This is a genomic window from Streptococcus mitis bv. 2 str. SK95, assembly GCF_000222705.1.
GTDB classification, from domain to species: domain Bacteria; phylum Bacillota; class Bacilli; order Lactobacillales; family Streptococcaceae; genus Streptococcus; species Streptococcus mitis_AY.
Genome location: NZ_AFUB01000014.1, coordinates 1 through 12,376 on the forward strand (window position 1 = coordinate 1; position 12,376 = coordinate 12,376).

11 protein-coding genes, 1 riboswitch and 2 other annotated features (1 of these 14 cut by a window edge) are annotated in these 12,376 nt (G+C 44.1%); of the genes, 7 read left to right on the plus strand and 4 right to left on the minus strand.

All coding sequences use genetic code 11. The annotated features are described in order from the left end of the window. Positions 1-125: 125 nt before the first annotated feature. The 4 genes from HMPREF9965_RS04435 to HMPREF9965_RS04450 form a co-directional block, all read right to left on the minus strand. On the minus strand, positions 126-1,388 hold the full coding sequence (locus HMPREF9965_RS04435; RefSeq protein WP_001171653.1) for a nucleobase:cation symporter-2 family protein: 1,263 nt from the start codon (positions 1,386-1,388) through the stop codon (positions 126-128). Beyond that, a complete protein-coding gene (locus HMPREF9965_RS04440) occupies positions 1,388-1,969 on the minus strand; it encodes a xanthine phosphoribosyltransferase (protein WP_000770382.1) in 582 nt (193 codons plus the stop codon). Before HMPREF9965_RS04440 ends, HMPREF9965_RS04435 begins: the two co-directional genes overlap by 1 nt. 124 nt (positions 1,970-2,093) lie before the next feature. Next, positions 2,094-2,189, minus strand: a riboswitch (purine riboswitch). A gap of 133 nt (positions 2,190-2,322) precedes the next feature. Next, a complete protein-coding gene (locus tag HMPREF9965_RS04445) occupies positions 2,323-2,709 on the minus strand; it encodes a bleomycin resistance protein (RefSeq protein WP_000386242.1) in 387 nt (128 codons plus the stop codon). Positions 2,710-2,720: 11 nt separating this feature from the next. Then, the gene (locus HMPREF9965_RS04450) at positions 2,721-3,548 is read right to left on the minus strand and encodes an exodeoxyribonuclease III (protein WP_000767481.1); all 828 of its coding nucleotides are present in this window, start codon (positions 3,546-3,548) and stop codon (positions 2,721-2,723) included. Between the two features lie 133 nt (positions 3,549-3,681). Between HMPREF9965_RS04450 and HMPREF9965_RS04455 the strand changes: the two genes are divergently transcribed. From HMPREF9965_RS04455 to trpB, 7 genes are all read left to right on the plus strand, one after another. After that, positions 3,682-4,137 (plus strand): DUF3290 family protein, encoded by a 456-nt coding sequence (locus tag HMPREF9965_RS04455; protein WP_000675323.1) that lies wholly within the window; start codon positions 3,682-3,684, stop codon positions 4,135-4,137. Next, positions 4,134-4,769, plus strand: a complete 636-nt coding sequence (locus HMPREF9965_RS04460) for a DUF421 domain-containing protein (RefSeq protein WP_000174434.1) — start codon at positions 4,134-4,136, stop codon at positions 4,767-4,769. Before HMPREF9965_RS04455 ends, HMPREF9965_RS04460 begins: the two co-directional genes overlap by 4 nt. Positions 4,770-4,929: 160 nt before the next feature. Then, positions 4,930-6,675 (plus strand): ABC transporter ATP-binding protein, encoded by a 1,746-nt coding sequence (locus tag HMPREF9965_RS04465; protein ID WP_000022633.1) that lies wholly within the window; start codon positions 4,930-4,932, stop codon positions 6,673-6,675. After that, the gene (locus HMPREF9965_RS04470) at positions 6,665-8,407 is read left to right on the plus strand and encodes an ABC transporter ATP-binding protein (protein ID WP_001180031.1); all 1,743 of its coding nucleotides are present in this window, start codon (positions 6,665-6,667) and stop codon (positions 8,405-8,407) included. Before HMPREF9965_RS04465 ends, HMPREF9965_RS04470 begins: the two co-directional genes overlap by 11 nt. Positions 8,408-8,590: 183 nt before the next feature. Continuing rightward, on the plus strand, positions 8,591-9,283 hold the full coding sequence (locus HMPREF9965_RS04480; RefSeq protein WP_000922226.1) for a sugar transferase: 693 nt from the start codon (positions 8,591-8,593) through the stop codon (positions 9,281-9,283). 42 nt (positions 9,284-9,325) lie between these two features. Next, a complete protein-coding gene (locus HMPREF9965_RS04485) occupies positions 9,326-10,552 on the plus strand; it encodes a DegT/DnrJ/EryC1/StrS family aminotransferase (protein WP_001134520.1) in 1,227 nt (408 codons plus the stop codon). 42 nt (positions 10,553-10,594) lie between these two features. Then, positions 10,595-10,820 (plus strand) — a binding site (T-box leader). A gap of 163 nt (positions 10,821-10,983) precedes the next feature. Further along, positions 10,984-12,162 (plus strand): tryptophan synthase subunit beta, encoded by a 1,179-nt coding sequence (gene trpB / locus HMPREF9965_RS0102195; protein WP_000208458.1) that lies wholly within the window; start codon positions 10,984-10,986, stop codon positions 12,160-12,162. After that, positions 12,159-12,376 (plus strand) — a binding site (T-box leader) (it continues 8 nt past the right edge of the window). Its footprint overlaps the gene before it by 4 nt.

Below are 12,376 nucleotides of genomic sequence, written 5' to 3' on the forward strand. Positions count from 1 at the left end.
TTTTCTCAGAAGGGCTATTATTCCAACTTTTTTAAGGGTAGTCTCATTTTGGACCGAAAGAAAAAGATTGAAAAAATCGTTCAAAATGAACTTTTCTTCAATCTGGAGGCTCACACCTCTTTTTCTTATTTCTTCTTCCTGTTTAGGACGGCATTGAGTACAATGGCCAGTAGGCTGGCTACGACAATTCCATTTGAGAAGAACATTTGGAAGGCTGTTGGCATGCTGACAAAGAGATTACTGTTGTTGAGCCCTACGCCAGCAGCGATTGAAACAGCTGCGATAAGGAAGTTATGTTCATTATTAGCAAAGTCAACGCGGGCGAGGATTTGCATACCTTGAAGGGAAACAAAGCCAAACATTACCAGCATGGCACCTCCAAGAACAGGGCTCGGAATGATTTGGGCGAGGGCACCAAACTTAGGAAGGAGTCCAAGGAGGACTAGGAAACCAGCTGCGTAGTAGATTGGCAGGCGGGTCTTGATACCTGACAATTTAACCAACCCAACGTTTTGTGAAAATCCTGTGTAAGGGAAGGTGTTAAAGATTCCTCCGAGAAGGACAGCTAAACCTTCTGCACGATAACCGTTGCGCAGGCGCGTGCTGTCGATTGGATCTTTCGTGATATCAGACAAGGCCAGGTAAACACCAGTCGACTCAACCATAGACACCGTTGCGATGATACACATCATGACAATAGAGGAGATTTCAAAGGTTGGCACCCCAAAGTAGAGGGGAGTTGGAACATGGACAAGCGGAGCTGCCGCAACAGGGGAGAAATCTACCAAGCCCATGGTAGCAGCAATGGCAGTTCCAACGACCAACCCAATCAAAATCGAAATCGACTTGATAAATCCTTTGGTAAAGATGTTGATCAAGAGGATAATCAGAACAGTGATAGCTGCAAGCAAGAGACTTTGACCAGTTGGCTCTGGGACGTTATTTCCCATATTTCCAATAGCGACAGGAATCAAGGTTAAACCAATCGTGGTAATGACAGAGCCCGTTACGATAGATGGGAAAAGATTGGCAACTTTTGAGAAGATGCCGGAAATCAGAACCACATAAATCCCAGAAACGATAAGGGCACCAAACATAGCACCGCTACCGTGGCTTTGACCAATCATAATCAAAGGAGCGACGGATTGAAAGGCAACTCCGAGAACGACTGGCAGTCCAATTCCGAAGTATTTGTTGAGTTGGAGTTGGAGGAAGGTGGCCACCCCACACATGAAGATATCTGTGGAGATTAGGTAGGTTAACTGCTCAGCTGAATAGCCAAGGGCTGTCGCAATCATGATAGGAACCAGGATAGAACCTGAGTACATGGCTAGTAAGTGCTGCAAGCCAAGAACGGCTGCTTGCGAGTGTTTTTCTTGTTTTTGCATTAGAGATCTGCCTCCTTAAATACGACCTGACCATTTTCGAAACGATCCAAGCGAGCCAGTGATAGGACTGGATACCCTGCTTTTTCAAGCAAATCACGACCATCTTGGAAAGATTTTTCAATCACGATACCAATCGCTTCAACTTTTGCTCCAGCTTGTTCGATGATTTGGATCAAGCCTTTGGCAGCTTGGCCATTAGCAAGGAAATCATCGATAATCAAGACTTTGTCCTCTGGTGATAGGAATTTTCCAGCGATGGAAACGGTGCTGGTCACCTGCTTGGTAAAGGAGTAGACTTGGGCGGTTAAGATACCTTCGTTCATGGTGATGTTTTTAGCTTTCTTGGCGAAAATCATAGGGACATCTAAGGCTTCGGCAGTAAAAACGGCTGGGGCAATGCCTGATGCTTCAATGGTTACGACCTTGGTAATGCCAGAAGAAGCGAATTTGTCCGCAAATACCTTACCAATCTCTCGCATCAAGCTAAAGTCAACTTGGTGGGTTAAAAAGGAATCCACCTTGAGGATGTTGTCACCCAAGATATGCCCATCCTCAAGGATGCGCTCTTCTAATAATTTCATAAGACCTCCTAAAGTCTAAACTCTTTTATGTTTTTCTATCGCCTTTATCATCTCAAAAAGGACTAGAAAAAAGGACCTACTTAACAGATAAGCAAGCCCTCAAAATATGTATGTCTAAAAACATACCTTCAACAGACTTACTCATTGTTAGGTGTTCCGGCACCTTGTAGAAACGTCGTGCCAATTCACGACATAAACAAGTAAAATGGTACTATAATAGAACGTCAAAGCGTTAATGTCATTATTTTACACTAAATAGCTTTAGAAATCAAATGTTTTGTTAGTGTTTTAATGAAAAAAACGAACAAAAAAGAAACCTACAACGAGCCACAGTATTGTAGATTTCTATTATTTTATTCGCTAAATCTTAAAAAATAGCCATCTGGATCCAAAACTGCAAATTCATGAGGATAGATATAATGATCTCCAACACGAAATGTTTTCTTAGTCAAAGGACGATAAATAGGATAGTTGGCCTCTATTACTTTTTGATAAAGTTGTGGGACATCCTTTATACCAAAGGATAGGTTGACACCTTTTCCAAAAGGGTAGGTAAGGTTAGCCAGTTCCTCGGGGGTTCCTTCCTCTAGCATTAGCTGACACTCTTCAAGAGAAAGAAAGAGGAAGTTTTCTTCTGGTCGTTCGTATTCGATCCGAAAACCGAGTAAATCACAGTAGAAGGAACGGGACTGTTCGATATTCGATACAACAAACTCGGGAATGACAGCTTGATAGTCCATTAGCTTTCTCCTTAGAGTTCAATTTCCAATACAATCGGCGTATGGTCTTGACGAGCACCCGAGTCAATCATGTCAGACTTGGTCACCCTGTCAGCCACGCGGTTGCTAGTGAGCCAGTAGTCGATTCTCCAGCCTGTATTGTTGATTTTAGAAGTCTTGCTGCGTTGCGCCCACCAAGTGTAACGTTCTGGGACATCGCCATGAATGTGGCGGAAGGTGTCGGTAAATCCAGTTGCCAAGAGGTTGGTAAAGCCAGCACGTTCTTCGTCTGTAAAACCAGGTGAACGGCGGTTGCTGGCAGGATTTGCAAGGTCGATTTCCTTGTGGGCTACGTTGTAGTCTCCCGTCGCAAGGACTGGTTTTTCTTTGTCTAACTCAGCTAGATACTCAGCATATTTGACGTCCCAGACTTGACGCTCTTCCAAGCGTTTGAGACCGTCGCCAGCGTTTGGTGTGTATACTTGGGTCACGAAAAATGTATCAAATTCCAAGGTGATGATGCGGCCTTCCAAATCCATGGTAGAAGGAGCACCGATTTCTGGGAAGCTGATAGTAGGCGTAAGTTCTTTCTTATAGAGGAACATGGTTCCAGCGTAGCCTTTGCGAGCAGGTTCTTGAGAGGAACGCCAAGTGTTTTCATAGCTTGGGAAGAGTTCAGATAAAATTTCCAAGTGTTTTTTTGTAGGCCCTTTTGCAGAAAGCTTGGTTTCCTGGATAGCGATAATATCAGCATTTTCTGCTTGCAAGGTCCGAAGGACAGCCTGAGAGAGCTGAGCACGGGCAGAATCACTGGTCAAAGCAGCGTTGAGAGAATCAATATTCCATGAGATGAGTTTCATAAAGTTACCTTTTTCATTCAGATTACAGACTATATTATACCAAAAAAAGGCGCATTTCCCCAACGTATGGTTTGAAAAATCACCCTCTTTCGTTTATAATTAAGAATGATTTTATGAAAGGGAGTGAAAACACATGAAATTCTATTCTTATGACTATGTACTCAGCCAAATCGGTCAGCAAAATGGCATCATGATTGGTTTAGGGATTGTCCTATTAGCTGTGACAGGATTTCTAGCTTTCAAGGCTTATCATGATAAAAAGGGGACCAAATTTCGTGAGTTGGTCATGATTTCAGCTTTGACCTTATTAGCTCTGCTTTTGGTTAGTATCACGACTTATCAAAACAATCAAGTTTCTAACAATAAATTTCAAGCTTCACTTCATTTCATCGAGCTTGTTTCCAAAGAATTGGGAGTAGACAAGTCAGAGGTCTATGTTAATACTTCTGCGGACACGGATGGCGCACTTATCAAGGTAGGTGATCGCTATTACCGTGCCCTGAACGGCAGTGAGCCAGACAAGTACCTGCTAGAGAAAGTGGAATTGTATAAAACAGATGCGATCGAATTGGTGGAGGTGAACAAATGACACTCAATTATATCGAAATTTTAATCAAACTAGCCTTGGGTCTCTTTTCTCTGGTTTTCGTGATTAATGTGACAGGAAAGGGCAACCTAGCGCCTAACTCAGCGATAGATCAAATTCAGAACTATGTACTCGGGGGGATCATCGGTGGGGTGATTTACAATAGCGCTATCAGTATCCTTCAGTATGCAGTTATCCTGATTATGTGGACCATTCTGGTCTTGACTCTCAAATGGCTTAACAACAATGTTCACTTTGTGAAACGTTTAATTGATGGGAAGCCAACCCTGCTCATCAAAAATGGGAAGATTGATCCAGAAGCCTGCCGTTCGGTTGGTTTATCAGCAGCAGACGTAGCTCTTAAGCTCCGTAGTCAGGGAATTTTCCAAATGAAACAAGTCAAACGCGCTATGCAGGAGCAGAACGGTCAACTCATCGTGGTCCAAATGGGAGATGAGAATCCCAAGTATCCTGTTGTCACAGACGGTGTAATCCAAGTCGAAATTTTGGAGACCATTGGTCGAAGCGAAGAATGGCTACTTGATAATCTCAGCAAACAAGGGTATGACAATGTTGCCAATATCTTTATCGCTGAGTATGACAAGGGTGTCGTCTCAGTCGTAACTTATGAATAAGAAAAACCTGGGGTCTTGTACTCTTCAAAAATCAAATTCAAACTGCGTCAACGTCGCCTTGCCGTACTCAAGTACAGCCTGCGGCTAGTTTCCTAGTTTGCTCTTTGATTTTCATTGAGTCTTGGCCTCAGGTTTCCATTTGCAATCAGAAAGGGATTTTATGTCCATTATTCAAAAACTCTGGTGGTTTTTCAAGTTAGAAAAGCGCCGTTATTTAGTCGGGATTGTTGCATTGGTCTTGGTTTCCGTCCTCAATCTCATTCCCCCCATGGTCATGGGACGAGTCATTGATGCCATTACATCAGGGCGATTAACCCAGCAGGACCTCCTTCTTAATCTATTTTATCTACTGCTGGCAGCCTTTGGGATGTACTATCTGCGCTATGTTTGGCGCATGTATATCCTTGGAACTTCCTATCGTTTGGGGCAGATCATGCGGTCCCGCTTGTTTGAGCATTTCACAAAAATGTCGCCAGCCTTTTATCAGACCTATCGGACGGGGGACTTGATGGCACACGCCACCAATGATATCAATGCTTTAACTCGTCTTGCAGGTGGAGGAGTCATGTCAGCAGTGGATGCTTCCATCACGGCGCTGGTGACTTTGCTGACCATGCTTTTTAGCATTTCATGGCAAATGACCTTAGTTGCCATTCTGCCTTTGCCTTTTATGGCTTATGCGACCAGTCGTCTAGGGAGAAAGACCCACAAGGCCTTTGGCGAGTCACAAGCTGCCTTTTCTGAACTCAATAACAAGGTGCAGGAGTCTGTATCAGGTATCAAAGTGACCAAATCTTTCGGTTATCAGGCGGACGAGTTGAAGTCCTTTCAGGCAGTTAATGAATTGACCTTTCAAAAGAATTTCCAAACCATGAAATACGATAGCTTGTTTGACCCCATGGTTCTCTTGTTTGTTGGTTCGTCCTATGTTTTAACTCTCTTGGTCGGCTCTTTGATGGTTCAGAAAGGGCAAATCACGGTTGGGAATCTGGTCACCTTTATCAGCTACTTGGATATGCTAGTTTGGCCTCTTATGGCCATTGGTTTCCTCTTTAATATTACTCAGCGAGGGAAGGTGTCCTACCAGCGGATTGAGGAACTTTTGTCTCAGGAATCACCTGTACAAGATCCTGAGTTTCCTCTGGACGGTATTGAAAATGGACGCTTGGAGTACGCCATTGACAGCTTTGCCTTTGAAAATGAGGAGACACTGACGGATATTCACTTTAGTCTGGAAAAAGGGCAAACCCTAGGCTTGGTCGGACAGACAGGCTCTGGGAAAACGTCCTTGATTAAGCTCCTCTTGCGTGAATACGATGTGGATAAGGGAGCTATTTATCTAAACGGTCACGATATTCGGGATTATCGTCTGACAGACCTTCGTGGTCTCATGGGCTATGTCCCTCAGGACCAGTTCCTCTTTGCGACCTCTATCTTAGACAATATCCGCTTCGGTAATCCTAACTTCCCCCTTTCAGCAGTTGAGGAAGCGACCAAGCTAGCACAAGTTTACCAAGATATTGTGGACATGCCTCAGGGCTTTGATACGTTGATCGGTGAAAAGGGAGTCAGTCTTTCAGGTGGTCAAAAGCAACGTCTGGCTATGAGTCGGGCGATGATTCTAGACCCTGATATCTTGATTTTAGATGATTCCCTGTCCGCCGTGGATGCCAAAACTGAGTATGCGATCATCGACAACCTCAAGGAGACGCGGAAGGACAAGACAACCATCATCACGGCCCATCGCCTTAGTGCAGTTGTCCATGCAGATCTGATCTTGGTTCTGCAAAATGGTCAAATTATCGAACGGGGCACGCACGATGACTTGCTAGCTCTGGATGGCTGGTATGCCCAAACCTACCAGTCTCAGCAATTGGAAATGAAAGGAGAAGAAGATGCAGAATAAGAAAGAACAATGGGCTGTATTGAAGCGCTTGATGTCCTATCTCAAGCCCTATGGCCTCCTGACCTTTTTGGCACTCAGTTTTCTCCTTGCGACGACGGTCATTAAAAGTGTCATTCCCCTTGTGGCTTCCCACTTTATCGACCAGTACCTCAGCAATCTTAATCAACTGGCCGTGACCGTTTTGCTGGTCTACTATGGTCTTTATCTCCTGCAAACTCTAGTTCAGTATGTTGGAAATCTTCTCTTTGCGCGGGTGTCCTACAGTATTGTCAGAGATATTCGTCGCGATGCCTTTGCCAATATGGAGAAACTGGGCATGTCTTATTTTGACAAGACGCCAGCAGGTTCCATCGTTTCTCGTTTGACCAATGATACCGAGACCATCAGTGATATGTTTTCAGGGATTTTATCCAGCTTTATTTCAGCAGTTTTCATCTTTCTGACCACTCTTTATACCATGTTGGTGCTGGATTTTCGTTTGACAGCTTTAGTTTTGCTCTTTCTTCCCTTGATTTTCCTTTTGGTCAATCTCTATCGGAAAAAATCAGTGAAAATCATCGAAAAAACCAGAAGTCTCTTGTCGGATATTAATAGTAAGCTGGCAGAAAACATCGAAGGAATCAGGATTATCCAGGCCTTTAATCAAGAGAAGCGCCTGCAAGCAGAATTTGATGAGATTAACCAAGAACACTTGGTCTATGCCAACCGATCTGTAGCCTTGGACGCCCTCTTTTTACGTCCTGCCATGAGTTTGCTAAAACTCCTAGGTTATGCCGTTTTAATGGCCTATTTTGGCTACCGTGGACTTTATCTGGGAATAACAGCAGGAACCATGTATGCCTTCATCCAGTACATCAATCGGCTCTTTGACCCCTTGATTGAGGTGACGCAAAACTTTTCAACCCTTCAAACTTCTATGATCTCAGCTGGACGTGTCTTTGCCTTGATTGACGAGAGGACCTATGAACCCCTTCAAAAGGATAGCCAAGCAAAGATTACAGAAGGTAATATTCGGTTTGAGCACGTGTGTTTCTCATATGATGGAAAACACCAGATTCTGGATGATATTTCCTTTTCAGTTAAGAAGGGCGAAACCATTGCCTTTGTAGGTCATACAGGTTCGGGGAAATCTTCGATTATCAATGTCCTCATGCGTTTTTATGAATTTCAGTCGGGGCGAGTTCTCTTGGATGATGTGGATATCCGAAACTATAGTCATGAAGAGTTGAGAAAGAATATCGGTTTGGTCTTACAGGATCCCTTCCTCTATCACGGGACTATCAAGTCCAATATCGCCATGTACCAAGAGATCAGCGATGAGCAGGTAAAGGATGCAGCTGCCTTTGTCGATGCGGATTCCTTTATTCAAGACCTTCCTCTGGGCTATGATGCTCCTGTTTCCGAGCGTGGTTCGAGCTTTTCTACTGGACAGCGCCAGCTTCTTGCCTTTGCTAGAACAGTCGCCAGTCAGCCTAAAATCCTAATTTTGGATGAAGCGACAGCCAATATTGACTCGGAAACAGAAAGTTTGGTTCAAGCTTCTCTGGCTAAAATGAGACAGGGGCGGACGACCATTGCCATCGCTCATCGCCTTTCAACTATCCAAGACGCCAACTGCATCTACGTCTTGGACAAGGGGCGTATCATCGAGAGTGGAACCCATGAGGAACTCTTGGCCTTGGGAGGAACCTATCACAAGATGTATAGCTTGCAGGCTGGAGCTATGTCCTAATACTCTTTGGAAATCTCTTCAAACCATGTCAGCTTTATCTGCAACCTCAAAGCTGTACTTTGATTTTCATTGAACATCAGAAGGAAATCCTTCAAATTACAGATTTCTTGCACCGCCTTTTCCATTTTGTGGTATAATGAAAAATGTTGACAAATAGTATAATAAAAACAAAGGAGAAACAGCATGCTGAAATGGGAAGACCTACCCGTGGAAATGCAATCAAGCGAGGTTGAGTCCTACTACCAGCTTGTCTCTAAAAGGAAGGGGTCGCTGATTTTCAAGCGTTGCCTGGATTGGGTTCTGGCCTTGTTTTTGCTAGTTTTGACTTCTCCCATCTTTCTTATCTTGAGCATTTGGATCAAGTTGGATAGCAAGGGACCTGTCATTTACAAGCAAGAGCGTGTGACCCAGTACAACCGTCCGTTCAAGATTTGGAAGTTCCGTACTATGGTAACGGATGCGGATAAAAAAGGAAGCCTGGTGACTTCTGCTAACGATAGTCGCATTACCAAGGTTGGAAATTTCATCCGCCGTGTGCGTTTGGACGAACTACCTCAACTGGTCAATGTCCTTAAAGGCGAGATGTCCTTTGTTGGGACACGACCTGAGGTGCCACGTTACACCGAGCAGTATAGCCCTGAAATGATGGCGACCTTGCTCTTGCCAGCCGGAATCACCTCTCCAGCTAGTATCAACTACAAGGATGAGGACACCATCATCAGTCAAATGACGGAGAAAGGTCTGACGGTTGACCAAGCCTATGTCGAGCATGTTCTTCCTGAAAAGATGCGCTATAATCTCGCCTATCTCCGAGAGTTTAGTTTCCTTGGAGACATCAAAATCATGTTTCAAACCGTGTTTGAAGTGCTAAAATAAAGTAGTCATGAGAAAATGAGTACAGATAAAAGGAGCAAATCAATGCCAAATTACAATATTCCATTTTCACCACCCGATATTACGGAAGCAGAAATTGCTGAAGTAGCGGATACCCTGCGTTCTGGTTGGATTACAACTGGGCCAAAGACAAAAGAACTAGAGCGTCGCTTATCTCAATACACACAGACACCTAAGACTGTCTGCCTCAACTCTGCGACTGCCGCTCTTGAGTTGATTTTGCGTGTTTTGGAAGTGGGACCTGGTGATGAAGTCATCGTTCCAGCCATGACTTATACAGCTTCTTGCAGTGTCATCACACACGTAGGAGCGACACCTGTCATGGTGGATATCCAAGCAGATACGTTTGAGATGGACTATGACCTTCTTGAGCAAGCCATCACTGAAAAGACTAAGGTGATTATTCCGGTTGAGCTTGCAGGGATTGTTTGCGACTATGACCGTTTGTTCCAAGTCGTGGAGAAGAAACGGGATCTCTTTACAGCTGCTAGCAAGTGGCAAAAGGCCTTTAACCGTATCGTAATTGTCTCAGATAGTGCCCATGCTTTAGGATCTACATACAAAGGGCAACCAGCTGGTTCTATCGCTGACTTTACTTCCTTCTCATTCCATGCCGTTAAGAACTTTACAACTGCTGAGGGAGGAAGTGCGACTTGGAAAGCCAATCCAGCTATTGACGACGAAGAGATGTACAAGGAATTCCAGCTCCTTTCCCTTCATGGTCAAACCAAAGACGCTCTTGCCAAGATGCAATTGGGTTCATGGGAATACGATATCGTTACACCAGCCTACAAGTGCAATATGACCGATATCATGGCTTCGATTGGTTTGGTACAATTGGATCGTTACCCAGCTTTGCTACAACGTCGTAAGGACATCGTGGACCGCTATGATCGTGGTTTTGCGGGTACTCGTATTCACCCACTGGCACACAAGACTGATACTGTTGAATCTTCACGCCACCTCTACATCACCCATGTAGAAGGAGCAAGTTTAGAAGAACGCAACCTCATCATCCAAGAATTGGCTAAAGCAGGAATTGCAAGTAATGTACACTATAAACCGCTTCCTCTTTTGACAGCCTATAAGAATCTTGGTTTCGATATGGCAGATTATCCAAGAGCCTATGCCTTCTTTGAAAATGAAATTACGCTTCCTCTTCATACAAAATTAAGCGATGAAGAAGTTGATTACATCGTTCAGACTTTGGTGAGAATTTCTGAAGAAATCCTCGGTTCTGGAAAAAAATAATAAAAAATCTTGACAAAAAGCGGACAATAGCATATAATATTCTCAACAAATCAGAAAAGTAACTATGTTTGATCTTCAGGGAGCCTGTGGTGATTGTGAACAGGTGGTTGGAAGTAGTGAAAGTGGGCTGATTTTAAAAATGAATTTGAAACAATGAAAATTCGGTGCGCACACCTTACAGTGCAACTTGTTGTTAGACAAGGCAGAGATGTAAAGGGGAATAGTCCCTTTATAATTGAGGTGGCACCGCGTTACCAACGCCCTCACACAGAAGTAGATTCTGTGTGTGGGCTTTTTTCTTTCGGTCATTTTGTTTATCTTTTATTAGGGCGTTAAGTCGCTTTGATGAACTTGAGTTCTATCTGCAGCTCCTTGCCTACTACTAAAAGCAAACAAAACGGCCGGATTAATATGGAAAGAGGAAAAATTTTATGACAACTAAAGGTTATTTTGGACAATTTGGTGGTAGTTTTGTACCGGAGCCGATTCAGACTCTGTTGGATGAGTTGGAAGTGACATTTGACAAATACAAGGATGATCCAGAATTTTTGGCAGAATTTCGCCATTACTTGAAGGACTATTCCGGTCGCGAAACACCGCTTTATTTTGCGGAAAGTTTGACAGACCACCTAGGTGGAGCTAAGATTTATCTCAAGCGCGAAGACCTTAATCACCTTGGTTCTCACAAGCTCAACAATGTTTTAGGACAAATTCTTCTTGCCAAACGTATGGGCAAAAAACGAGTGATTGCAGAAACAGGAGCTGGTCAGCACGGTGTTGCGACAGCAGCTGCTGCAGCCAAGTTTGGTATGGCTTGTGATGTCTACATGGGGGCAGAAGATGTGGAGCGTCAACGTCTCAATGTCTTCCGCATGGAGATGATGGGAGCGACCGTTCACGCAGTTGAAACAGGGACACGAACTCTCAAGGATGCGGTCGATGCAGCCTTTGGAGCATGGATGAATGACCTTGAAGCCTTCTACGTTTTGGGATCTGCTGTAGGACCTCATCCTTATCCTACCATCGTTCATGAATTCCAAAAGGTCATCAGTGAAGAATCTCGTCGTCAAATCTTAGAAAAAGAAGGTCGTTTACCAGACTACGTCATTGCCTGTGTAGGTGGTGGTTCCAATGCCATCGGTGCTTTTTCACAGTATGTAGCTGATGAAGAAGTCAAATTGGTTGGGGTCGAAGCTGCCGGTCATGGACTTGACACAGACAAGCACGCAGCCACTATGACAAAGGGTAGTGTCGGAATTGTCGATGGTATGAAGACCTATGCAGTCTTTAAGGAAGATGGAGAGCTGGCGCCAGTTTACTCTATCTCAGCTGGTTTGGACTATCCAGGGGTTGGCCCAGAACACGCCTACTTCAAAGATTCTGGCCGCGTAGAATACGTAGCAGCGACAGATGAAGAAGCTGTTCAAGCCTTGCTCCTTCTCAGCAAGACAGAAGGGATTATCCCAGCGATTGAAAGTTCGCATGCTATCGCAGAAGCGGTTAAACGTGCACCGAAACTAAGTAAAGATGACATTATCATCATCAATGTCTCTGGTCGTGGAGACAAGGACGTAGCTGCTATTGCAGACTACCTAGAAGCTAAAAAATAAAAGATGGAAAAATTACAGTCTTTTCTCTCACAGAGAGCTTGTGGTTGCTGGAAACAAGCAGAGAAAGCTGTAAGGTTGGGTCCATCTGAAACGAGAGAAGAAAATATAATTCTCAAGGGAGTGCCCTTTATCGCACAGCCTGTTGCAGGAATGTTCTGAGACAGGAATGAGAGATAGGAGAAATCCTATAATTGAGGTGGCACCGCGAATTTCG